At 65.3% G+C, this 21882-nt stretch carries 24 protein-coding genes and 1 pseudogene; 15 read left to right on the forward strand and 10 right to left on the reverse strand.

Features of this window, described 5'->3' with window-relative positions; genetic code table 11:
* Positions 1-2: 2 nt before the first annotated feature.
* The gene (locus ACOCMM_RS08810; protein WP_419552793.1) at positions 3-1286 is read right to left on the reverse strand and encodes a cytochrome P450; all 1284 of its coding nucleotides are present in this window, start codon (positions 1284-1286) and stop codon (positions 3-5) included.
* Between the two features lie 52 nt (positions 1287-1338).
* On the opposite strand from ACOCMM_RS08810, the gene ACOCMM_RS08815 reads away from it, so the two are divergent.
* Positions 1339-2676, forward strand: a complete 1338-nt coding sequence (locus ACOCMM_RS08815) for a glutamine synthetase family protein (RefSeq protein WP_419552794.1) — start codon at positions 1339-1341, stop codon at positions 2674-2676.
* A 16-nt stretch (positions 2677-2692) separates the two neighbouring features.
* On the opposite strand, the gene ACOCMM_RS08820 is transcribed toward ACOCMM_RS08815, so the two are convergent.
* Complete coding sequence (locus tag ACOCMM_RS08820; protein WP_419552795.1) at positions 2693-3997, reverse strand: glutamine synthetase family protein; 1305 nt, start codon at positions 3995-3997, stop codon at positions 2693-2695.
* Between the two features lie 90 nt (positions 3998-4087).
* Between ACOCMM_RS08820 and ACOCMM_RS08825 the strand changes: the two genes are divergently transcribed.
* The 12 genes from ACOCMM_RS08825 to ACOCMM_RS08880 all read left to right on the forward strand — a co-directional run bounded on the left by ACOCMM_RS08825 (position 4088) and on the right by ACOCMM_RS08880 (position 12629).
* Positions 4088-5365, forward strand: coding sequence for an ABC transporter substrate-binding protein (locus ACOCMM_RS08825; RefSeq protein WP_419552796.1), 1278 nt, complete (start codon positions 4088-4090; stop codon positions 5363-5365).
* A 61-nt stretch (positions 5366-5426) separates the two neighbouring features.
* Positions 5427-6200: an ABC transporter ATP-binding protein gene (locus ACOCMM_RS08830; RefSeq protein WP_419552797.1), complete on the forward strand. Its 774-nt coding sequence runs from the start codon at positions 5427-5429 to the stop codon at positions 6198-6200.
* Positions 6197-7084, forward strand: coding sequence for a branched-chain amino acid ABC transporter permease (locus tag ACOCMM_RS08835; protein ID WP_419552798.1), 888 nt, complete (start codon positions 6197-6199; stop codon positions 7082-7084). The genes ACOCMM_RS08830 and ACOCMM_RS08835 overlap by 4 nt, the downstream gene beginning before the upstream one ends.
* A 13-nt stretch (positions 7085-7097) precedes the next feature.
* A complete protein-coding gene (locus ACOCMM_RS08840; protein WP_419552799.1) occupies positions 7098-8984 on the forward strand; it encodes an ATP-binding cassette domain-containing protein in 1887 nt (628 codons plus the stop codon).
* A gap of 74 nt (positions 8985-9058) precedes the next feature.
* Positions 9059-9796, forward strand: a complete 738-nt coding sequence (locus ACOCMM_RS08845) for a Phenylacetic acid catabolic protein (RefSeq protein ID WP_419552800.1) — start codon at positions 9059-9061, stop codon at positions 9794-9796.
* A 6-nt stretch (positions 9797-9802) separates the two neighbouring features.
* On the forward strand, positions 9803-10093 hold the full coding sequence (locus ACOCMM_RS08850; RefSeq protein WP_419552801.1) for a hypothetical protein: 291 nt from the start codon (positions 9803-9805) through the stop codon (positions 10091-10093).
* Positions 10094-10115: 22 nt separating this feature from the next.
* Complete coding sequence (locus ACOCMM_RS08855; protein ID WP_419552802.1) at positions 10116-10565, forward strand: FAS1-like dehydratase domain-containing protein; 450 nt, start codon at positions 10116-10118, stop codon at positions 10563-10565.
* On the forward strand, positions 10562-10942 hold the full coding sequence (locus ACOCMM_RS08860) for a MaoC family dehydratase (protein ID WP_419552803.1): 381 nt from the start codon (positions 10562-10564) through the stop codon (positions 10940-10942). Before ACOCMM_RS08855 ends, ACOCMM_RS08860 begins: the two co-directional genes overlap by 4 nt.
* Before the next feature lie 44 nt (positions 10943-10986).
* On the forward strand, positions 10987-11565 hold the full coding sequence (locus ACOCMM_RS08865) for a hypothetical protein (protein WP_419552804.1): 579 nt from the start codon (positions 10987-10989) through the stop codon (positions 11563-11565).
* A 1-nt stretch (position 11566) separates the two neighbouring features.
* On the forward strand, positions 11567-11950 hold the full coding sequence (locus ACOCMM_RS08870; RefSeq protein WP_419552805.1) for an MmcQ/YjbR family DNA-binding protein: 384 nt from the start codon (positions 11567-11569) through the stop codon (positions 11948-11950).
* 68 nt (positions 11951-12018) lie between these two features.
* Positions 12019-12264 carry an AbrB/MazE/SpoVT family DNA-binding domain-containing protein gene (locus ACOCMM_RS08875; RefSeq protein ID WP_419552806.1) on the forward strand — a complete coding sequence of 82 codons (246 nt, stop codon included), beginning with the start codon at positions 12019-12021 and terminating at the stop codon, positions 12262-12264.
* Positions 12261-12629 (forward strand): PIN domain-containing protein, encoded by a 369-nt coding sequence (locus tag ACOCMM_RS08880; RefSeq protein WP_419552807.1) that lies wholly within the window; start codon positions 12261-12263, stop codon positions 12627-12629. Before ACOCMM_RS08875 ends, ACOCMM_RS08880 begins: the two co-directional genes overlap by 4 nt.
* A 67-nt stretch (positions 12630-12696) precedes the next feature.
* Here the strand turns inward: ACOCMM_RS08880 and ACOCMM_RS08885 are convergent, their stop codons facing one another.
* Both ACOCMM_RS08885 and ACOCMM_RS08890 read right to left on the reverse strand, forming a co-directional pair.
* A complete protein-coding gene (locus tag ACOCMM_RS08885) occupies positions 12697-13104 on the reverse strand; it encodes a hypothetical protein (protein ID WP_419552808.1) in 408 nt (135 codons plus the stop codon).
* A gap of 39 nt (positions 13105-13143) precedes the next feature.
* Positions 13144-13257: pseudogene (locus tag ACOCMM_RS08890) on the reverse strand (PPOX class F420-dependent oxidoreductase); the annotation flags it as partial.
* Between the two features lie 110 nt (positions 13258-13367).
* Here ACOCMM_RS08890 and ACOCMM_RS08895 point away from each other — a divergent pair.
* A complete protein-coding gene (locus tag ACOCMM_RS08895) occupies positions 13368-15881 on the forward strand; it encodes a CoA transferase (protein WP_419552809.1) in 2514 nt (837 codons plus the stop codon).
* 41 nt (positions 15882-15922) lie between these two features.
* Here ACOCMM_RS08895 and ACOCMM_RS08900 read toward each other — a convergent pair whose 3' ends face one another.
* The 4 genes from ACOCMM_RS08900 to ACOCMM_RS08915 are packed head-to-tail and all read right to left on the reverse strand — an operon-like array spanning position 15923 to position 18270.
* Positions 15923-16333 carry a type II toxin-antitoxin system VapC family toxin gene (locus ACOCMM_RS08900; RefSeq protein WP_419552810.1) on the reverse strand — a complete coding sequence of 137 codons (411 nt, stop codon included), beginning with the start codon at positions 16331-16333 and terminating at the stop codon, positions 15923-15925.
* 3 nt (positions 16334-16336) lie between these two features.
* The gene (locus tag ACOCMM_RS08905) at positions 16337-16639 is read right to left on the reverse strand and encodes a type II toxin-antitoxin system Phd/YefM family antitoxin (protein ID WP_419552811.1); all 303 of its coding nucleotides are present in this window, start codon (positions 16637-16639) and stop codon (positions 16337-16339) included.
* 34 nt (positions 16640-16673) lie between these two features.
* The gene (locus ACOCMM_RS08910; RefSeq protein WP_419552812.1) at positions 16674-17867 is read right to left on the reverse strand and encodes a CapA family protein; all 1194 of its coding nucleotides are present in this window, start codon (positions 17865-17867) and stop codon (positions 16674-16676) included.
* Between the two features lie 49 nt (positions 17868-17916).
* On the reverse strand, positions 17917-18270 hold the full coding sequence (locus ACOCMM_RS08915) for a hypothetical protein (protein WP_419552813.1): 354 nt from the start codon (positions 18268-18270) through the stop codon (positions 17917-17919).
* A gap of 183 nt (positions 18271-18453) precedes the next feature.
* Here ACOCMM_RS08915 and ACOCMM_RS08920 point away from each other — a divergent pair, with 183 nt between their 5' ends.
* A complete protein-coding gene (locus ACOCMM_RS08920) occupies positions 18454-19620 on the forward strand; it encodes a serine hydrolase domain-containing protein (RefSeq protein WP_419552814.1) in 1167 nt (388 codons plus the stop codon).
* An 818-nt stretch (positions 19621-20438) separates the two neighbouring features.
* Here ACOCMM_RS08920 and ACOCMM_RS08925 read toward each other — a convergent pair.
* Together ACOCMM_RS08925 and acpP are read right to left on the reverse strand one after the other, a co-directional pair.
* Entirely contained in the window at positions 20439-21620 is a 1182-nt protein-coding gene (locus ACOCMM_RS08925) for a beta-ketoacyl-[acyl-carrier-protein] synthase family protein (protein ID WP_419552815.1), read from the reverse strand.
* 24 nt (positions 21621-21644) lie between these two features.
* A complete protein-coding gene (gene acpP, locus ACOCMM_RS08930) occupies positions 21645-21878 on the reverse strand; it encodes an acyl carrier protein (RefSeq protein WP_419552816.1) in 234 nt (77 codons plus the stop codon).
* Between the last annotated feature and the right edge of the window lie 4 nt (positions 21879-21882).

Genomic DNA, 21882 nt, shown 5'->3' on the forward strand with positions numbered 1-21882 from the left:
CTTCAGACTCGCACAGGGGCGGTCGCAGGTGCAGACGAATCGGCGACTGAGATGTCAACCGATGTAACGCCGTGAACGAAATTCGATGGGATGCGCTCCAGGTTGGCAGCGCTGTCGGGCCGGATACCACGGTCCAGCATGGCCTCGAGCAGCACCGTCAGCTCCATCCGCGCCAGATAGGCACCCAGGCAGAAGTGCGGCCCGCCGCCTCCGAAGGCGATCTGTGCGTTGTCGGACCTGCCGATGTCGAATTCGTCGGGCCGCTCGAACACCTGCTCGTCCCGATTGGCGGACGGGTACCACATCACGACCTTGTCGCCCGCCGAGATCTGGGTGCCCGCCAACTCGGTGTCGACGGCGGCGGTCCGGCGCATGTGCAGGATCGGTGACGCCCAGCGGATGACCTCTTCGACTGCGTTGGGCACGAGTTCGCGATCGGCCACCAGCCGATCCCACTGGTCAGGATGCTCAGCGAACGCGATCGTCCCGTGGGTGATCGCCGTGCGTGTCGTCTCGTTGCCGCCGAACACCAGCACCTGGAAGAAGTTGCGGAACTCGGCTGCGGTCAGCCGGTCGCCGCCGACCTCGGCATGCACGAGAAGGCTCACGAGGTCCTCAGTGGGACGGTCCAGGCGCTGGTTGCCGAGCTTCGCCCCGTACTCGTAGAGACCCCATGCAGCGGGGCTGCCGAATGGCAGCAAGCGCAGCGGTGTGGTGTTGCCGAAGGCATCGGGCGGCAGCGACTGGCTCTCGGTGGTGCCCTCCACCAAGTGATTCGACAGCTCCACCATGTAGTCGGCGTCTTCGGGTGGCACTCCCAAGATGGCGATGATTACCCGGATCGGCAGCGGCGCCGCCACCAGATCGACCCAGTCGCCCCCGCCGTGGCGAACCACAGCGTCGAGCAGCTCATCGGCGATAGCACGAGTGCGTTCTTCGTAGCGGCGCATCTGGCGAGGTGTGAACGCCTTGCTGACCACCCGGCGCAAACGCGTGTGTGCCGGCGGGTCGTGTTCGAGGATCGAGCGGCGCGCCTCGAGCGCGTCGGCTTCGAGATCCCACAGGTTCACGTGCCCGATCGCCGACGAGAAACGTTCAGGGTGGCGGGACACCTCGCACGCGTCGGCGTGGCGCGTCACGGCCCAGAAGCCGTGGTCCTCGTAGGGGTTCCAGTGCAGCCCGGGACGCTGGCGCAGCGTGCGGAAATCGTCCCAGGGGATGCCATCCGCATACCGGCGAGCATCGGCGACGTCGATCTGCGTGGCCGGATCGGCCCCCAATGTCATGGGTGAATGGTAAGTCTGTGCAGACGTTTCGGTGGACTGAGGAGGCAAACCTGTGACAACCCTCGCCGAATTCGAGAGCACTCTGCGGTTGGCTGACGCGCACACCGTCGAGGTCGCCATCGTCGACACCTACGGACACCTGCGCGGCAAGCGCTTTCCCGCGGACCACTTCCTTCGGTCCGCAGCGGAGAACGGCTGCCACCTTGCCGATGCCATCTACATCTTCGACTTGCACAACGACCTCGTCGACAGCCCCTACATCAACATGGCCAAGGGTTTCCTGGACACCCATCTTGTTCCCGATCTCGGCACGCTGAGGATCTTCGGGCACCGCCCGGGTTACGCGCTGGTGTTCTCAGACAGCCTCGATCCGTCCCACCAATTGCACCCGATAGCGCCGCGCACCGTGCTGGCTCGCCAGATCGAGCGATGCGAGGCGCTCGGCTACAGCCCTGAGGTGGCCACCGAGATGGAGTTCTACCTCTGCGAGGCGGACTGGTCGCACGTGCAGAGTCACATCCAGTACTCGTCGCTGACCGATCGGGGCGATATCGAAGCCGTGCTGCTCGCCATGCGTCTCGCGATGATCGACGCAGGGATACCGGTCGAGTCGTCGAACCCCGAGTACGGACCCGGTCAGATCGAGATCAACGTGGCGCACGCCGACGCCATGACCACGGCCGACAACACGGCACTCTACAAGAGCATCGTCAAGGAGATCGCCGAAGAGACTGGCCTCAAGGCCACGTTCATGCCCAAGCCGTGGACCGAGCCCTCAGGCAGCGGGATGCATGTGCACACGAGCCTGTCATCGGGTGGCGAGAACGTGTTCGCTTCCTCGCACGACACACCGAACGAGATCATGGCTCAATGGCTGGGCGGCCAGCTCGACAATGCCGGGGCGCTGTCGCTGCTCGGCAGCCCTGTGCCGAACGGCTACAAGCGAGTGCGCCCCTACACGTTCGCGCCCACCCATGTGCACTGGGGGCTCGACAACCGGTCGGTGATGTGCCGTTGCACGGTGGGTGCGGGGAATGCGAACCGGGTCGAATTCCGCGCACCAGGCGCCGACGCCAACCCTTACCTGATGATCGCCGGGCTGCTCGCGGCGGGAGCCGACGGGCTCGAGCGGGGTGCTGATCCCGGGCCGATGAGCGAGGGCGACATGTACGACGACCCGGGCGATGCGGTTCTCCTGCCTGCCACTGCCGCTGACGGCATCGCGGCGTACGAGGGAAGCGCGCTGGCGGCCGCGCTGGGGGAGGAGTTCTCGACGAATTTCGTGCTGATGGCCAAGGCCGAGCTGGAGAAGTTCCTCGAAGCCGGCTGCGACCCGGCCGGCGATGACGTTTCCGACTGGGAGCGCGACCGCTACATCGAGTTCACCTGAACAGCATCTGAACAGCTCAGTGGAACGGCAGGTACTCGTTGACCTCCCACTCGCTGATGCTGTCTGAAGGCTCGCCTACGGCGGCGACGTAGCGCCCCCACTCCGCTTCCTTGATGGCAAGGAAGTTGTCGACGAGGTCGCTGCTCACGGCCTCGGCGAGCGCAGCGTCTGCACGCAGGTCCCCGAGCGCGTCCGCCAGGTTGAGCGCCGAGGTGACCTCGGTGTTCCACGTCTCCATGCCGTCGTTGGTCTCGGGCTCGGGGCAGTCGAGCTGGTCAACCAGGCCGAGACGCGCTGCCTGTAACACCGCGGCAATCGCCGTGTGGACATTGCAGGTGCCATCTGCGAGGCGCGACTCGATGCGTGTGCGTTCGCCTCGCTCCGGCGGCACCCGGGTGCCGACCACGCGGTGGTCGTAGCCCCAGTTGGCTCGCCGGCCGCTGAACGTGAACGGTCGCAGACGCCGGTAGGCGTTCACCGTGGGGGCGCACAACGGCGTGAGCCCCTGATGATGGGCACACAGCCCGGCCAGGCATGACTTCGCCAGCTCGGACAGCCCGTCGTCGGTGCTGGTGTCGACGAGCGCATTCGCGCCGTCCGCGTCGATCAACGAGAAGTTGACGTGGACGCCGTTGCCCTCGAACTGCTCATAGGGCTTGCCCAAGAACGTGAGCCGCAAACCGTGCTCCATGGCGCACTCACGGGCCAGCACCTTGAACAGGAAGGCGCCGTCGGCGGCCCGCAGCGCATCGCCGTAGCGAAGCGTCAGCTCAAATTGGCCCGAGTCGAACTCGGCGTTCACCGATTCGAGCATGATGTCGCTCCCGGCTGCCAGATCGACCACCTGGTCGATCAAGCCGACGGGATCCACGAAGCGGCCGGTGCCGTAGACGTACGACTCGGGTGTGTCCCAGCGCTGCCAGCCGTGCTCGTCGGTGAGTTCGAGCACGTAGGCCTCGAATTCGATTCCGACCATCGGGCGGTAGCCCAACGCCTCCCAGTCGGCGATCGCCTTGCGCAGGGCATACCTGGCCGAATAACGGAACGGCTCGCCCGCTTGGGACAGGTCGCACACTGCTACCTGGGTCCGGTCGTCGTCCCAGCCCGGTCGCAGATCCGCGGGGTCGAAGGTGGCGTGCATGTCGGGGAAGCCTTCGAGCACGCCTGATCCAGGCGCAGCGACGAACGAGCGGTCGTAGGCGAGGCTGAAGACGGCTGCCGCGTGGCCGGTGCCTTCATGGGCCAGGGCCGCAGGAACGTATTTTCCCCGCGCTATTCCGAGATGGTCAGGCCACAGCATGCGGACGCGATCATTGGCCACGGGTGTCTCCTCCGGAATGATCAGCAGAACTTATCTGAGGGGATCGGTCTGGAGGAGTAGCATCGATCCGATCCACGGGAGGGACCCACCATGAAACGACGCATCTTGGTTTTGCTGGCCGTAGTCGCGCTGCTCGGCGCTGCATGCGCGAGCGACGACGACACCACCGAGAGCGAGCCAGCAGCCACCGAAGCACCGGATGCCACCGAGGCACCGGCTGCCACCGATGCGCCGCCGCCCGCCGCCACGATGACCAGTATCGATGTCGACCACATTCTGAGCGCCGATCTGGCGAACTGCGAAGAAACGCCGACTGGCGACGCGATCCGGGTCGGCATGGCAATGGACTTCAGCGATGTCGTCGGCTTCGTCGACATCCCGGGCTCCAAGGTGGTGCCGTACGTCGCGGAACTCGCCAACTGTCGCGGCGGCTTCAACGGCCGGCCGGTGGAAGTACGTGTATCCGAAGTCGGCACCGACGCTGCGCTCGCTACCGAAGACCTGCTGGACTGGGGCGCACACTTCCTCATCGGCCCGCCGTTCGCTGACTTCGCGCTGCCGATCCTGCAGACCACAGGCGGCAATGTTCCGCTGTTCGTAGCGGCGTCGACCGAGCCGACTTTGGCAGACGCCTCCATCAACTCGTACCTGGTCACCTTCGACGACCACCAGATGTCGGGTGCGGCGGCCAAGTGGGCGCTCGACCAGGGCATCACTCGGGCGATCGTGTTCACCGAGGGCGAGGGCATCCCCTACACCGGCGTCAACCCCGATGCGTTCATCGCCGCCTTCGAAGCCGGTGGCGGCGAGGTGGTGAGCGTTCAGACCTACGTGTGGTTCGTCGACACTGACTTCTCGTCCCAAGTGAATGAGATCGCTCAGATCTCAGAGAACAACGAGGCTGTCTTCTCGGCCGCATTGGGCTTCCAGGTGACTGCCCTGCGTGGCCAGCTCGAAGGCCAAGGTCTCGACGGTCTCACCTACATCGGCACCGACGCCTTGGACGCCACCGGCATCCAGGTCGAGGCGAACAACGAGGGCATCGCCCATACGCCGCATACGAGCATCACTGCGGGCGACCGGATCGATTCGATGCTCGCCGCGTTCGAGGCCGCCAAAGGCGAGGCGCTCGACAGTCGTGGCTTCATGGCGCTCTATGTCGACTCGATGTTCATCGGCATCCAGGGGATGCTCGACTGCGGCTGCGACGACACTGCCGAGATCGGCGAGGCCGTCAAGCAGATCTCTGGATTCCAGGGACTGTCGGGTGAGATCACCTACGAGGGCACGAACGGCATCCCGCCAAAGGCGGTGCCGATCAATCGCATTGTGAACGGCGAGGACGTACTCGTCGCCACAATCGAATAGGTCCGTCTCGGCGCCGCAGGAGCGGGTACAAGCGGCGGCCTCGGCGGCCTCGCGATCTCCAATGCTCGAAGTCGAAGGCCTCACCGCACGGTACGGCTCGATAGCTGCATTGCGCGGCGCGTCCCTGAGCGTCGGGTCCGGTGAAGTCGTCGGCCTCATCGGGCCCAACGGCGCGGGCAAGACCACCTTGCTGTCGACCATCTCCGGGCTGATGTCTCCGGCAGAGGGCTGCGTCACCTTCGAAGGACACGACATCACTGGCCACTCGCCAGAGAAGCTGTTGCGTTCGGGGGTGGCGCTCGTGCCAGAGCACCGACGCATCTTCGCCGACCTCACCGTGGAGGAGAACCTGAGAATCGGCGGCGTGACGGTGCCAGCGGCGAAGCGCGCAGAACTGCTGGATGAAATGGCAGACCGGTTTCCGGTGCTGAGGGAGAAGTGGGATGTCTCGGCCGGCTATCTGTCGGGGGGTGAGGCTCAGCAACTGGCCATTGGGCGAGCGCTGATGTCGGCTCCCCGTTTGCTGATGATGGACGAACCCTCGCTGGGGCTCGCGCCATTGCTGGTCGACCTCGTATTTGAGCTCATTGGCACGCTTCGTGCACAGGGACGCACGCTGCTCGTCGTGGAGCAAAACGCAGCACGGATGCTCGCTGTGGCTGACCGCGCTTATGTGCTTCGCAGCGGCGAGGTAGTGGCCTCGGGCACCGGTGCTGAGCTGAGTCAACAAGACGATTTGTTCGACACTTTCGTAGGCCATGTCATGCCTGCGAATGAGGGGCTGCCCGCCACAGGCGCGCATGAATCTCGCAGTGCCGGGGGTCCCACGGGGTGACCGAGCTGGCGCAGAACCTCATCGACGGCCTTGGCCGGGGCAGCATTTACGCACTGCTGGCGCTGGGCGTTGCCGTCGTCTTCGGCGTCATGCACCTGCTGAATTTCGCCCACGGTGAACTCATCACCGTCGGGGGCTACATCGCGCTCTGGACCCTGGGACGCGACTGGTCGTGGTACGTCGTGGCCCCGCTGATCGTGGTGGGAGCGGTGTTGACCTCGTTGGTGATTGAGCGGGTCGCTTTCTCACGGGTGCGGGGAAGCTCAGACTTCACGCTGCTGCTCACCTCCTTCGGCGTGCACTTCGTCATCTCCGCGATCTTCTTGCTGTACGTGTCGGCGTCGGTCAAGCCGTTCCACAGGCCCTCGTGGGTGACGAACACCTACTCGGTCGGTCCGCTGCGGATCGAGGTGTACGACACCGTCGTCATCGTTGTGACCGTGCTGACGCTGATCGGCACGACCCTGCTGCTGCAGCGAACCATGTTCGGGCTGTCGCTGCGTGCCGCCGCAGCCGACTTCGATACTGCCCGGCTGATGGGCGTGCGTTCCGACACCGTCATCCGGGGCGCATTCGCCCTGTCGGGTCTGCTGGCCGGCATTGCCGGGGTCTTCTGGCTGATGCGAGCCGGCAGCATCAACCCCAGCGCTGGCATCACTCCGATGCTCAAGGGCGTCTTGGCCGCACTGATCGGCGGTCTGGGCAGTCTGCGTGGGGCCGTCATCGGGGGATTGGTCCTGGGCTTGGCTGAAGTGATCCTTCGCTCGCGCCTGCCCGACAGCATCGCCAGCCTCACCGAAGGCGTGGTGTTCGGTTTGATCGCCCTGCTGTTCATCTTCAGACCGCAGGGCCTCGTTCGGGTGGCACACGCTGTGCGGGTTTGATTGGGCGGGTCTGATGTTTCCTCGCTTCGGACGCGACATCGGCTTCCCCATCGCGGGATGCGCCGTGCTCTTCGCCGTGTTTGTGGCGGGTGGCCTCATCTACCAGAGTCTGCAAGCCCGAGCCGCCGAACGTCTGGTGACGGTCATGCTGATCGACGCCATCATCGTGCTCGGCATCCAGATCTACGTCGGCAACACCGGTGTGCTGTCGTTCGGCCACATCGGCTTCGGCGCGATCGCCGGCTACGCCTTCGCGATCTTTGCCATCAGTCCCGAGGAGAAGCTCAAGCGCATTCCAGATTCCCCATTCGGATTGCAGGAAGTGCTGCTGAACCCGTTGCTGGCCGGTGCCGTGGCCATCGGGGTGACCGTGGTGGTAGCGCTCGTGGTGGGCATCGGATTGGCGCGCTCGGGCGCGGAATCGGGTGCTGTCGCGGCCACGGTGATCACCTTGGCTCTGCTGTTCGTCACCCATGAGGTGGCTCGCAACTGGCCTGACCTGACTGGTGGCAACCGTGCAGGTCTCACGTTCAAGGTCGGGGCGGCGCTCGACAGCAAGCTGCCGATCTATCTCTGCCTGCTAGCGGCGTTGATCATCGCTCGGCTCTATGGGCAGAGCCGCAGCGGCAAGCTCGCGGTGGCGGCCCGCGAAGACAACTTGGCTGCACGCGCCATGGGCGTGAACCCGCTCGTGCAGCAGACAGCGGCGCTGCTCATTTCCGTCATGATCGTCAGCGTCGGGTCGTCGCTGCGGGTGTACGAGAACGGCTCGATCCTTCCCGACGATTTCTTCTTCAGCTATACGTTGCTCACGCTGGCCATGCTCATAGTCGGCGGCCGCAACAGCGTCACCGGAGCGCTCGTTGGAGTGGCGGTGATGACCGTCGGGCGCGAGTTGGCCCGGCGTTTGGGACAGGACGGCTTCGAGGTGTTCGGACTCAGCCTGGACGCTGGACCGCTGGATTGGATCTTCCGAGAAAACCTTCAGACGGTCTTCTTGGGCCTGGCCATGCTCGGCTTCATGATCTTCAGGTCGGACGGCCTCCTCGGGGACTGGGAGCTGGATGCCTGGCTGTGGCGTCGGTGGCAGCGCCGTAAGCCCGAGGTTCGACCCGAACCGCTGGCCGAAGTAGCGCCGGTGGGCTTGCACGCCGAGGTGGCCCATGAGGGTGCAGCCCTCGAGGTGGGAGATGTTGTTGTCAACTTCGGCGGCTTTCGTGCCCTCGACGGCGCAGGCCTTACCGTTGCGCCTGACGAGGTCGTCGGATTGATTGGCCCCAACGGGGCCGGCAAGACGACGCTGGTCAACGTGATCACCGGGATAGTTGTTCCTGCTGAAGGCTGGTTCAGGGTGGGCGAGCGCGAGCTGAATGCCGAGCCGAGCCATGAGATCGCTCGTGCAGGTCTCCTGCGTACGTTCCAGAACCTGCGGCTCTTCGGAGCGCTGACCGTGCGCCAGAACGTGGAGCTGGCCAGCCGTGTGGCAGCCCGGCACCGGCCGGGGACCCATCCGCCGGTGGACGCGCTCCTCGCCGAGGCTGGCCTGTGGGAGGTGAGGGCTCGCCGCGCCCGCGAACTCGACTACGGCAGCGCCCGTCGGCTGGAATTGGCTCGCGCTGCAGCCATGGCGCCGGCGTTCCTGCTGCTGGACGAGCCCACCAGCGGCATGAGCGATGCGGAGTCAACCGAAATGATCCGGCGGATTCGCCACATGGCTGCGGCGGTCGACGCGGGCGTCTTGGTGATCGACCACGATCTCAACTTCATCACCGGCATCAGCGATCGGATATACGTGCTCGATCAGGGCCAGGTGATCAGCATCGGCACCCCCGACGAGGTGCAGGCCGACCCAGCCGTGCGTGCCGCGTACCTCGGCACCGAGACCGGCGCGCAGACCTGAGGCTGAGTACTCTCGGATGCTGCTGGGATGCTGCTGAAAATGTGCCACCGAGATCACGACGACGCGGGAGCGACATGAGCACGGCAACGCTGGAACGAACAGACGAACCGCAGCGAATCTGGGACGAGGGCGACCCCGACATGCCGGCCGAGTTCGCTGATCTGCTCGTGCGGATGCTGAGCTACCACGTCGAGAACAGCACCAATCCTCATTACACCGACCTGCTGACCAAACTGTGGGATCGCTGCCTGCGGTTCGCGCCCGACGAAGCGACCAAAGGGCTCCTGGTCAAGCTGATGCAGCAAGAGGTCGAGCACGGGATCATCAACGCTCACATCCTGGCCGGACTGGGAGTCGACAAGGTTGACCGCCCGATCGAGCAGTACGCGTTCCGGCTGCCGATGGACACGTTCTGCGACCTGTCGTACTTCCATGCGCTGATCGACCGGGTCGGCGTGTACATCGGCGAAACATGGGACGGCGTGCCCTACAAGCCGCTGGCAGACATCGCCACACGCGTGCATAAGGAAGAACTGTTTCATTGCACGCTCGGACTGCGCAATTTGCGCCTCGTCTGCTCGACGCCCGAGGGCCTGGAGGAGGCGAACGAGCGGATCGGGGTCTGGTGGCCGGCGGCGTTGGACATGTTCGGACGGTCTGATTCCGATTTCGGCGACGCCTACGTGCGGTGGGGCCTGCGGAAGAAGAACAACGCGGACCTCCGCAGGCAGTACATCGCTGACACGAGGCCGCTGCTTGAAGAGCTGGGGATCGAGGTGCCGCCGAACCGGCTGAACCGCCGGTTCCTCTAGCTGGCCATGGATCCTGGAGCTACAGGGCTCGCGGTCAAGGTCTCACGGCCGGCACCCGAGATCGCGATCATCGAGACATCGTCGTCGGTGCACTGGGAGTGTTTCTGGGTTGCCGAGGGCGACCACACGCTCGTCGTGGGAGCCTTCGACCGAGGCGACAAGTCATCGCCGGAGCCTCGCATCCACGTCATGAACAAGCCGTACGGATGGGACATGCAGCCGGCTTCTGATCCGCCGTCTGCCGGCGACGATGAGGACCTGTTGGTTCAGGTGTGGCATCTGCTGAGTTCGAATTGAGCGTGCGGAGCGAGGTAGCGGCGTGAATCTCGAGACGCTGGGCCAAGTGTTGGTGGAGACCGAGGTGGTCGTCGAACCCGAATCAGTCGCGCTGCTGGTCGATGCGCTCGGAACGCCCACCGCAGGCGAGGTAGCGCTGCGGCTGCCGTTCTTCGGTCCGACCGTCGGTGGCAGCGATTCGGTGGTGGGGCCCATCGGGCTCAGCCTGGAGCGAGGCCTCGCCGGCGGCCAGTCGTTCGAGTGGCACCGTTCGTTCCGACTGGGCGAGCAAGTGTCCGTGGTGGTGTCGGTGGAGGACATCATCGACAAGGGAACGCTGCATCTCGCAACTGTGCTGTCGGAGTACCGCGACGCCGACGGGGAGCTGATTCAGCGCCAGCGAACGGTCTTCGTCGAACGCAAGCCGGCGGATTCCTCCGAGGACTCCGACGCGGCCGTTGACGAGCGCTCGGCGGGGGAGGCGAGCACGTGACTGACTTCGAGTTCACCCCGGCGGCCGCTCCGACGGTCACCCGCGAGGCGATGCGCAGCTTCGTCGACGGCGTGCATGACGGAAATCCGGTGCACACCGACCCCGAGTTTGCAGCCAAGGCCGGGCTGCCCGACGTGGTGGTGCAGGCTTCCCACACCACGGCGATCGCGCTCGATGCGCTGGCCGCGCAGTTCGGTGCTGATGCGATTCTGAATCTCGACGTTCGGCTGCGCGGACCGGTCTTTCCTGGCGATGACCTGACGGTGTCGCCGGTGAGTTTCGGGGAGCACGATCGAGGCGTGGAGGTGCGCAACCAGCGGGGTGATGTCGTGGCAACCGGCATCGTCATCCTGCACGGCGACCCCGACGAGTCGTGAGATCCCACAGTGGCAAGCTGAATGCCTCGGTCAAGGGGTGAGTGATGGAGGCCGATCCTCAGTCGAAGTCCAGAACACGCCTCAAGCGGCGCTCGAATGGCGATCTGATCATCTCTGAGTCGCAGGGCCTGGGCGTGCGCCGGTTGGCCCACGTTGGGTTGCACATTCTTGGGGCGGCCAGCGCGGCCTCTGCTGTGACGTGGGTGGCATCGGCAGTGAATCTCAACACCCCACGGGTCGTGCTGATCGTCGCTTGGTTCATGTTCTACGCGGCGCTGATCGGTTTCCTCTTGCCGAGTGAGAGGGTCCTGCAGGTCAGTCCCGACGCTGTGACGGTGCAGCTCGGCTATCGACCCAAGCACTCCATTCCGATCACTTCGATTCAATCTGCGGAGCACGTGCTGCTCCGATCACCCGGACGCATCCTGGTTTCGCGCACTCAGGCAGCCGATCTCGACCGGGTCTACGGACACGGTCACGGGTACGCAGCGCGTATCCACTACATCGACGACGATTTCAGCGCGCGCAGTCTCACGTTCGTGACCTCCGAGGCGAAAGCTGCCTTGGACGCGCTCAAGGGGGTCGGTGTGCGCATCAGCGGGCAAGAAGGCAGTCAGCGTTGAGATGGCGACGTTCGAGGATGCACGGCGGCTCGGCGGGGAGCTGCCCGAGGTAGCCGAGTCCACGTCGTACGGGACGCCGGCACTGAAGGTTCGCAAGAAGCTCGTCTGTCGGATGTGGGGCGAGCGCGAGCACAACCGCGACTCGGTGCACGACACCGAGGTGCTGGTGGTGTTCTGCGAGCTGGAGATGAAGTCGGTCCTGCTGGAGAACCATCCCGACGTGCTGTTCACGGTCCCGCACTACGACGGCTACGGCGCGGTGCTCGTCCGGATGGCCGACGTCGATCTCGACGACTTGGCCGACTGGCTCGAGGACAGCTACCGGCACCGAGCGCCTCCGACACTGATTCGGCAGCTCGACGTCGACAACAACGACGGCCTCTGACGACACGGCCGCCGTGGGTCCCATAAATCGCTGTCCCACTATTGATAGTTAAGTGGTATGTTAATCCTATGAGTGGCACACACACTGTCCTGATGGGCGACCGGGGACGCATCGTCGTGCCGTCGGAGGTGCGGCGCCGTGCCGGTCTCGCCGAGGGCACCCCCATGGTGTTGGTCGAGTCTGAGGACGGGTTGGTGCTGCTGACCCGGGACCAGCTCAAAGAGCGCGTTCGACGGAATCTGGCCGGGCTGGATCTCGTCACCGAACTGCTGTCGGGACGCCGGCATTCCGCAGCACGCGAGGACGCAGCGTGAGCGCTGTGCTGGACGCATCGGCGGTGCTGGCGTTCATGCAGGGGGAGGACGGCGCCGAGGCCGTCGACGCCGCGCTGAGCGATGAACCCTGCTGCGGTGCGGCCAACTGGTCCGAGGTTGCGCAACGGATCATCGCCGCAGGTGGCGACTGGGATCTGGCGAGAGCGCTCTTGCTCAGCTACGACCTGCGGATCGAGCCCGTGACTGCAGCAGATGCTGAATGGGCCGCGCATCGCTACCAGCACGGCGAGGGTCTGTCGCTCGCGGATCGGCTCTGCATGGCTCTCGGGGAGCGTCTCGAACTGCCCGTCCTCACTGCTGATGGGGCCTGGGGGTCTGCGGGCCGTGTCGTCCAAGTCCGGTAGGCCGCTGCCTCGTCGAGCAGATGGCCCAATGCTGGGCAGCATTGCTGCTGGTGGAGGAGGTGACATCTCAGACCACAAGCAGTTCGCGAGCGGGCAGGAAGACGCGCCGAGCTTCAAACGCTGCAGGGGAATGGACGATGGCTTCGACGCGAAAGAAATCGAGATCGGGGCCGGGAAACCAAAACTGGTCGAAATAGCGGGCGTCGTCGTAGACCCATGCAGGGGCGGTGATCCCCTCATGCATGCAGCGATGCTCCACATAAGCGGCCAAGAATGCGTCCCAACGCGCATCTACCGGTCCCGGCTCGTCGGCTACGAGTCTCAGGCGGGCGACGAGCGGCGTGTCCTCCCACACCAATCCGAATTCATGGAGCACGATTCGCAACCGCATCTCGTCGTCGCACCCACGCAGTCGCAAGGCGAAGTCCTTCAACAGCCGCCGTCCCACCGGCGCGTCGTTGTCGGCAAGTGCCATCGCCTCGACGGTACCGCCCGTTCGACAGTGGCTAAAGGGCTATTGGCCCTCGACGAGTCGAGCTGGGAAGCCGCCCTTCGAGATGGGCCCCCATGACTCGATGCGTAAGCGCAGCAGCACCTTGCCCTGGCGGGCCATTGCAGCCCGGTAGTCATGCCGTTCGGCACACCGTTGGGCGGTTCGGATTGCCGGGGGTTCGCATGAATCGCCCGAACAGGGAAGAATCGGCATCGGGCCGCGCTTCGTGCCGGCGCAGACGAGGGGTGAATCACACGATGTTGCAGCACTACCGGGTTTTGGATCTCTGCGAGGGAATCAGCCAGTTCGCGGGCTACCTGCTTGCCAGCCTGGGAGCTGAGGTGATTGCTGTCGAGCCGCCCGGCGGCGTGCGCAGCCGCCATCTGGGTCCATTTGTCGACGACGAGCCGGACCTGGAACGCTCGCTGGGCCACTGGGCCTACAACCAGGGCAAGCGCAGCGTCACAGCCGACCTGAGCACTGCGAAGGGTCGGCAGCGACTGCTGGAGCTGGTGAGGGGCGCGGACTCGCTCATCGAGGACGCGCCGGTCGGCCACATGTCTGCACTGGGTCTCGGCTATGACGAGCTCGCCGCCGTCAATCCCGCCATCGTCCATGCGTCCGTGACGCCGTTCGGCTCGACCGGTCCGCGCAGCACTTGGGCAGGCTCGGATCTCACGGCCGTTGCCGGCAGCGGGTTCCTTCACGCCAGCGGTGACAAGGACCGCTCGCCGGTGCGAGTCTCGGGCGTACCCCAGAGCTTCCTGCAGGCCGCCGGCGACGCCGCTGCGGCGACGCTCATTGCACTCCGTGAGGCCCAGCGCAGCGGCCTCGGCCAGCACGTCGATGTCTCTGCCATGGAGTCGATGACCCACGGCCAGCCGCAGAACATGTCGCCACGGGTCAATGCCAACCCCATCGATCGCCTCGCCGGCGGCCTCAGCCTCGGCGGCATCGACGTTCCGATGATGTTCCCCTGCGCTGACGGCAACACCATCTGCGTGGCGCTCATGGGCGTGGCATTCGCGCCCTTCACGCGACGGCTCGTGGAGTGGGAGGCAGGGGAGGGCTTTGCCGACGAGGAGCTTCAGGCGGTGGACTGGGAAACCATCGCAGTCGAGGTTCTCAGCGGCCAGCGCTCGCCCGAAATTATCGGCAAGTCGTTCGCGACTCACGCCCGCTTCCTCGCAACCAAGACAACCGAGGAATTGTGGGCCGCGGCATTCGACCGGAATCTGCTGATCACGCCATCAGCGTTGGTCAGTGATCTCCTCACGAATGTGCACTTCGCCAGTCGTGACTTCTGGCGAGACTCCGAGCTGGACGATGGGCGAAGTGCCCGATTTTGCGGCCCGCTGGTGCACTTCAGTGACGAAGCGCCCGAGCGCACACCGGTCGTGCCACAGCTCGGAGCCCACGACGACGCGATCGACACCGACCGGCAACCCCATGCGGCAATCGTGGTCGCTGCCTCCGGCGGTCCTGGGGCCAGCGGCTCCGCATCGGGCGACGCTGGATCCAATGGCACCGTCTCCGAAGGCAGAGTCTCCGGCGGCGCGGCACTGCCGCTTGCGGGCCTGAAGGTGGTGGAGTTCTCGTGGGTCATCGCCACGCCCTCGGCGGTGCGCATCCTGGCCGACTACGGCGCCACCGTGGTGAAGGTCGAGACCGAGAGCCGGCCGGACACGATGCGCACGGTCAACCCGTTCGTGGACGAGGATCCGCACCCCGACAACGGCGTCGGCTACGGCGTGTATAACGCAGGCAAGCGCAGCCTCAGCCTCGATCTCAGCAAGCCCGAGTCCCGCCAGGTGGTCACCGATCTGATCCGCTGGGCCGACATCGCCACGGAGTCCTGGGCGCCGGGAGCGGCTGCGCGCATGGGCTACGGCTACGAGGATCTGTCGGCGATCAACCCCCGGATCATCATGCTGTCGAGTTCGCTGCTGGGCCAGAGCGGGCCCTATTCGAGCCTCGCCGGCTACGGATTCATGGCAGCGGCCATTGCCGGCTTCTACGAGATCACCGGTTGGCCCGATCGCGGCCCCGCCGGCCCGTATGGCCCGTACACCGACTTCTTGGCGCCACGAGTCATCGTGGCATCCCTGATGGCCGCCCTCGAGCGCCGGGACCGCACCGGTGACGGCTGCTACATCGACGTGTCGCAGACCGAGGCAGCCCTGCACTACCTGGCTCCGGCCATCTTGGATGCCTCGGTCAACGGCCGCGATCCGCAGCGCTGCGGCAACGAAGATCCGCACATGAGCCCGCACGGCGTGTACCCGAGTGCTGGCGACGATCAGTGGGTGGCGATCGCCTGTACCGACGACCGGTGGCCAGCACTCGCCGGCGCAGTGGGACTGGACAGTGACGAGGCCGCTGGCTGGGACCAGGCCGTTCGGCGCGAGCGTGCTGCGGTGATTGACGAGGCGATCTCGGCGTGGACCTCCGAGTGCAGCAACGTCGAGGCCGCCGAGGCGTTCCAGACCCACGGCATCGACGCCTACCCGGTCAATAACGCGCAGGGCTGCTGCGACGACGTGCAGCTCACAGCTCGTGAGCACCACATCAATGTTCCCCAGAGCCATCGTGGGACAATGTGGACGCAGAACTGCCGGACGCGTATGTCACGTACGCCTCCGGTCGTATGGCGCGGTGGGCCGTGCTTGGGCGAGGACAACTTCGAGGTGCTCACCGAGTTCTTGGGCTACGACGCCGACCGCATCGCCGATCTCGCGGCAGCCGAAGTGCTCGGCTGAGCGCGCGAGTGGAGCGCATCGCTGACATTGGGGCGGCGGTTTCATATCCAGTGTTCGATGTCTAAGTCATCGAAGGCTGCGAAGTCCGACGTGTTTGCAGTCACGAGGGTCAGCCCGTTGACAGCGGCAATGGCCGCGATTTGGCCGTCGACAATAGGCGGCGTCGTGCCGACAGCAGTCAGTCGTGCGCGCTCCCGAGCGTGCCAGTCAGCCGCCCTGCGGTCGTAATCCACCACTTCGAAGCGTTCCAGCACGACTTCCTCGACATAGCGCTCGATCACCTCGCGTCGCCGCGATTGGGGAAGTCGGCAACAGCCAAACCGAAGTTCGTGCCAGACCAGTGCCGGTATCGCGATTTCACCGTCATGTTCACGAAGACGGCGCAGCACCTCCGCATTCGGCTGCGGCCGCAACGGTTCTGAGACGATGTTCGTGTCGAGGAGGTACTGCATCGGCTACAGCGACACGTCGCGGCCGGGTACATCGTCGCGCAGATCTCCGAAGAGCTCGTCAGGGTCGAGTTCCAGCTCGGTGAGTCTGGCGCTGTCGGCGAATTCCCGATACGCCTCGTCAAAACTCCGATGGCTGGCAGCGAGCCGTTCGAAAGCCCGGCAGCTGATCAGGACTGCCACGGGCTCACCCCTGCGGGTCAATTGGACTGCTTTGCCGCTCTCTGCCTCGCGGACCAGCGTCGACAGATTGCGCCGTGCCTCGGCGATGGATTGGTGATCCGTTATCGCAAATTCAGAAATGTACATCGAGAAGTACATTACCCGCAGGAGATCCCACTCCTCATCCAGCGCCGCTGACTGGCGTTGGGGGAGTGGCGATGGGAGGGGGCTGGTGGCGGGCGCAGTCGCCCGAGATGATGTCGTTGATCCGGTCCACTCGGCCGCCCTCAGCGGAGGGAACGGGAGCACCGTTGATGTCGAGCAGGTGCGGGTGGAACGACCAGCCCACGATCTCATCGCCGTCGAAGTCGATCTGCAGCACGCCGGTCTCGCCGGTGATGCCAGACCGGTGGTGCCACACGAAGTTGCCGAGCGAGTAGGCCACCAGCTTCCCGTCGCCGAATACGACGGGCTGCAGCACATGAGGGTGTTGGCCGATCACGGCATCGGCACCGTTGCGCAGCAGCTCGAAGGCGAAGTCGCGCTGCCGCCCATCGGGACAGGTCATCCGCTCGACGCCCCAGTGCACGACCGCGATCACGATGTCGGCGTCCCCCGCAGCCACCCGGACGTTTGCGAGCACTCGGTCGCGCTGATAGGCCGACGCGATGCCGGCGCGCGTCTGGGTGGCCGGAAAGCCAAGCGGAACGACCATTGAGGCACCGACGAACGCCACTCGCACGCCCGGGAGCACCTCGATGACCCGGTGCCGGTAGGCGTCGGGACTGGTGGCGCCCGCTCCGAGCGCGATCACCCCTTCGGCCTCGAGCAGGTCAACCGTGTCGACGAGCGCATCAGGCCCGTAGTCGCCGGAATGGTTGTTCGCCAAGTTGGCGACATCCACGCCGGCGGCAGCGATGCGCTCGGCGGCGGACGGCGGCGCCCGGAAGACGAACTCCTTGTCAGCGGGCTCGCCTCGGTCGCTGATGACCATTTCCACGTTGACGACCGCCATGTCGGCTGTGTCCAGCGGTGGCTCAATGCCGGCGAACGGATCGATGCCGGCGGCCTCGCTGCGGTCCATCAGCACGTCTCCACCTGCGAGCAGGGTCCATCTCAGGTCGGGCTCAGCCGTCGACGGTGTTGCGGTGGTTGTCGCAGCAGGCGCCGCTTCACCAGCGGGCGACGAAATCGTCGTGGCCACAGGCGACGCGGCCGGCTGCCCGTGACTCGCGGCTGCATCCATGGCGTCGTTCGTCGCTGGGACCGGTGCCACCGTGGCCGTCGTCGTCGGCGGGGCCACCTGCACGGTGCTGGCGCTGCAGGCTGCGGCCAGCACAGCAGCGCCCGCTACGAGCACCCATGCGCGTTCCAAGACGTCCGCTCGGCGCCGCCTCCGGTCCGCGGTCGAGTTCAGCAGCGCCTCAGCCTGCAGCTAGGTACACGACCGCATCGAGGTCGTCGTTGGCGTCGGCATACGCCGCCTCGTAGTCGAACACCAGCGGGTGATCCCAGCAGATCCACGGGCTGCCGATGACATAGCGGTTGAAGAATCCGCCGCGGTTGAACAGCGTGTAGCAGCCGAACAGCCCACCCATCGAATCGCCGACGTCGGCGGCGAAGCCGATGCCGAAGTTGGCATCGGTCTGGTACACGACCGGCAGCGGTTCGGGCCAGTCGATCGGCGGGCCTTGCATGGTGATCTCGAAAGCGAAGTCCATGAGGTCGGAATGGACGATGTGGGTCTGCGTAAGCGGAAGCTGCTGTGGTTCTGCCATGAGACGTCCCCTTGGGTCCGATTGCGTGAGGCCGAGTCTCGCGCAGCGTTCAGCGCGGCCGCGTCTCGCTCAGCCGCCAGATGAGGTCACGTCGGTGTCACGCAGTCCGGAGCGCGAACTAGCGTCGCGCACGCTGGGCCGCCCGGCGTCGGGCCACGTCTGGCTGCGGACAAGGAGACGCTCATGGCACTTGCAGACACAGTTCAGGGGATTCTCGACCGGGGCGTGGCCGATGGTGATGTCGTCGGGGCGGTGGCAAAGATCGTCGGACCAGATGGCGAGATCTGTTCCGGGTCAGCCGGCACACGCAGTGCTGACAGCGACGTCGCCATGTCCAGCGACACGGTGTGCTGGATCGCCTCGATGACCAAAGCTCTCACCGGCACCGCGGCAATGCAGCTCGTCGAACAAGGGATGCTCTCGCTCGATGGCCCGGCGGCGGCAACGCTGCCGTTGCTGGACGAGCTCGATGTGCTCACCGGGTTCGACGACAGCGGTGCACCCGTCACCCGGGCCCGCAATGGCGACATCACGCTGCGACAGCTGCTGACCCACACCGCCGGCATGGGCTACGACATCTGGAGCGCAGAGCTCGGCCAGTACCAGGAAGCCACGGGCACGCCCGGCATCACCGAGTGCCAGAAGTCGACGCTCAGCATTCCGCTGCTCTTCGATCCGGGCGAACGCTGGATGTACGGAACAGGCATCGACTACGCCGGCCAAATGGTCGAGACAGTGTCAGGAATGTCGCTGGGGGAGTACTTCGCAGAGAACATCACCGGACCGCTTGGCATGTCCGACACGGCGTTTCGCATCAGCGACGACATGCGGTCGCGACTCTCGGCCATGCATGCCCGGATCGAGGACGGCTCGCTGGTCGAGATGCCATTCGAGATCCCCCAGGATCCCGAGATGGAAATGGGCGGGGGCGGCTTGTACTCCACGATCAACGACTACTGCCGCTTCTTGGCGATGATGCTGAGCGGCGGCAGCCTCGATGGCCGCCAGGTCGTCTCGGCTGACACGCACCAGCAGATGGTTTCCAACGCCATGGGCGACCTGCGGGTCACGATGCTGCACACCGCGATCCCGCCGTATTCCAACGATGCCGAGTTCTTCCCTGGACTCGAGAAGTCCTGGGGTCTCACCTTCCAGATCAATGAGGAGACGGCGCCGACGGGCCGCCCGGCGGGCGGTCTCATGTGGGCCGGGCTGGCCAACTCGTTCTTCTGGATCGATCTGCAGAACCAGGTGGCCGGCTGCTACATCAGCCAGGTCGTGCCGTTCGCGGATGCGCGTTCGTACCAGCTGTACGAAGACATCGAAACCGCCACCTACGACAGCTTGTAGCCGACGAATTGAGCACCGACGTCAGCTGGCGTGGCGTGTCCCTTGCAGGAGTTGCCGCGCAAGCAGCGAAACCGCGGCGACGACTCGGGCTCGCCCGTCGTTCGCTACTACGACAGATGCCCGCCGAAGCGTCCCATCGATGGCTACTGCTGATGCCCACAGAGTGTTCGAACCGACGATCTCGTAGTGACCGGTTCGTCGCTTCGTCTGTGTCGAGTTCCTTGCTGGCGTCGCAGCGCTGACGGGTGGCGCCGGCTCGTGCGAGCACACGAGTTCCAACACCCGATTTCGCGATTCCATTCCCAATAAGTTCTGCTCGGAATCGAGGAGAGTCGAAACAAATGTGGTCAGATCAGGAAGGTTCATGTGCATCGTCCCTGCTGACGAGTAGACCCGGGGGTTGTCGCTGTACATGTCGTCGGGGAGCCTTCGAGGGCTTCGGCCGAGAGCGATGGATCCAAGCCGGAATCGAGCGCCGTGCCCAGGGTGCGACGGTGAAGAGCTTGGTGCACGAACCGAGATGCCAAGCGTCCGAAACGGCGACATCTTCGGCAGTGTTTCGGACGCAATTGCCGAGCACCTGGAACTTCGTCGGCTGGCCGTGTCGTACCATCCCGATGCCCATGGCCGGCGCGCCGCTCTGTTGAAGTACGGCGGTGGTGGACTCGTCCATCAGATAGAAGCCTTAGCGGATAGGAGGCGATGCCCGGCAGCCCCGACGGCTTGGACTTTGCGCAGAAATGCCGCCACAGACGGCAAATCTGCGCACAGAAGGCGTGACAGCAACTTTCCGAGCCACCACCTATCCGCGCTGCGGCTCAGGCGGTCGCGGGGCCCAGCACCAGGCAGCCGTTGTGGCCGCCGAAACCGAACGAGTTGCTGAGCGAGGGGCCCGGCTCCCAGTCGGCAGCCTGACCGGTCACCAGGCGGAACTCCGCGATCTCGGGATCTGGTGTGGTCCAGCCGGCTGTCGGCGGGATCTTGCGATGTCGCATCGACATCAGCACCGCCACGGCCTCGAACGCTCCTGCGGCCCCGAGCGCGTGGCCCGTGACGCCCTTGGTTGAGGTCACCAGCGGCCCGCCCGGGCCGAACAGCTTGTTGAGCGCCTCGGCTTCTGCAGCGTCGTTCAGTGGGGTGGACGTTCCGTGAGCATTCACATGGGTGATGTCGGCTGGTGTCAATCCGGCATCTTCGATGGCGAGTTGCATGCAGCGCAACGCACCCGCGCCACCGGGTGCCGGTGCAGTGATGTGGTAGGCGTCGGCGTTCGAAGCGGTGCCGAGGACTTCCCCGTGGATGGTTGCGCCCCGCGAGACCGCCGAGTCCCAGTCCTCGAGGATCAGAGTGGCGGCGCCCTCGGCCATCATGAAGCCGTCGCGTTCCTTGTCGAACGGCCTCGAGACGCCGCTCGTCGACAGCGCGGTCATGTTGACAAAGCCCGCTGTGCCCACGGGAGTCATCACCGATTCGCAGCCGCCGGCCACGATCACGTCGGCGGCGCCGACGCGGATCAGCCGCGTTGCGTACCCGACCGCGTGAGTCCCTGCTGCGCAGGCTGTGGTCAGAACCTCGCAGGGGCCAGCCAGGCCATACCGCATCGAAATCGCAGCACCGGGAGCGTTGGGCATCATCATCGGGACCATGAACGGCGACACCCGGCGTGCACCCTTGCGGTCAAGCACGAGAACCTGGTCTTCGAAGGTTTGCAGTCCGCCGACACCCGTTCCGTAGATCACGCCACAACGCGCCGGATCGGATGCCAAGTCGCCTGCGTCGGCGACGGCTTGCGCAGCCGATGCCATGGCGAGCTGAGTTGACCGGTCAGCCCGCCGCGCCTCCTTGGGGTTGTCGTAGTACATCGCGGGGTCGAAGTCGGTGACGCGACGTTCGCCCTCTGGCGGCTCGGAGTTCAAACCCTGCCAGAAGTCGTCCACGCCGGTCCCGGCGCACGAAATGACGCCGAGGCCGACGACAGCTACACGACGGCTGTCGCTCACTGGGTGCAGCTCACAGGGCGACGCTCACAGCTTGGATTCGACCAGCTGGATCGCGTGGGCGACGGTGGTCACGCCTTCCAGCTCTTCCTCGTCCACGTTGATGTCGAACTCTTCTTCGAGGGCCATCACCAACTCGACGAGATCCAGGCTGTCGGCGTCGAGATCGTCAGCGAAGCTGGCCTCGGGCGTGACTTGCTCGGGATCCACGGCCAGCACCTCGACGGCGCAGTCCCGGAATCGATCCAACGTGTCACTCATGCTG

Origin of the sequence: Candidatus Poriferisodalis sp., assembly GCF_965198245.1 — a bacterium.
Lineage (GTDB): Bacteria > Actinomycetota > Acidimicrobiia > Acidimicrobiales > Poriferisodalaceae > Poriferisodalis.

Excerpts from the sequence above, each read along its gene's own strand:
- ACOCMM_RS08810 (WP_419552793.1), bottom strand. The coding sequence starts at position 1,286 with ATGACATTGGGGGCCGATCCGGCCACGCAGATCGACGTCGCCGATGCT.
- ACOCMM_RS08825 (WP_419552796.1), top strand. The coding sequence starts at position 4,088 with ATGAAACGACGCATCTTGGTTTTGCTGGCCGTAGTCGCGCTGCTCGGC.
- ACOCMM_RS08830 (WP_419552797.1), top strand. The coding sequence starts at position 5,427 with ATGCTCGAAGTCGAAGGCCTCACCGCACGGTACGGCTCGATAGCTGCA.
- ACOCMM_RS08840 (WP_419552799.1), top strand. The coding sequence starts at position 7,098 with ATGTTTCCTCGCTTCGGACGCGACATCGGCTTCCCCATCGCGGGATGC.
- ACOCMM_RS08845 (WP_419552800.1), top strand. The coding sequence starts at position 9,059 with ATGAGCACGGCAACGCTGGAACGAACAGACGAACCGCAGCGAATCTGG.
- ACOCMM_RS08850 (WP_419552801.1), top strand. The coding sequence starts at position 9,803 with ATGGATCCTGGAGCTACAGGGCTCGCGGTCAAGGTCTCACGGCCGGCA.
- ACOCMM_RS08865 (WP_419552804.1), top strand. The coding sequence starts at position 10,987 with ATGGAGGCCGATCCTCAGTCGAAGTCCAGAACACGCCTCAAGCGGCGC.
- ACOCMM_RS08870 (WP_419552805.1), top strand. The coding sequence starts at position 11,567 with ATGGCGACGTTCGAGGATGCACGGCGGCTCGGCGGGGAGCTGCCCGAG.
- ACOCMM_RS08875 (WP_419552806.1), top strand. The coding sequence starts at position 12,019 with ATGAGTGGCACACACACTGTCCTGATGGGCGACCGGGGACGCATCGTC.
- ACOCMM_RS08885 (WP_419552808.1), bottom strand. The coding sequence starts at position 13,104 with ATGGCACTTGCCGACAACGACGCGCCGGTGGGACGGCGGCTGTTGAAG.
- ACOCMM_RS08900 (WP_419552810.1), bottom strand. The coding sequence starts at position 16,333 with ATGCAGTACCTCCTCGACACGAACATCGTCTCAGAACCGTTGCGGCCG.
- ACOCMM_RS08905 (WP_419552811.1), bottom strand. The coding sequence starts at position 16,639 with ATGTACATTTCTGAATTTGCGATAACGGATCACCAATCCATCGCCGAG.
- ACOCMM_RS08915 (WP_419552813.1), bottom strand. The coding sequence starts at position 18,270 with ATGGCAGAACCACAGCAGCTTCCGCTTACGCAGACCCACATCGTCCAT.
- ACOCMM_RS08920 (WP_419552814.1), top strand. The coding sequence starts at position 18,454 with ATGGCACTTGCAGACACAGTTCAGGGGATTCTCGACCGGGGCGTGGCC.
- acpP (WP_419552816.1), bottom strand. The coding sequence starts at position 21,878 with ATGAGTGACACGTTGGATCGATTCCGGGACTGCGCCGTCGAGGTGCTG.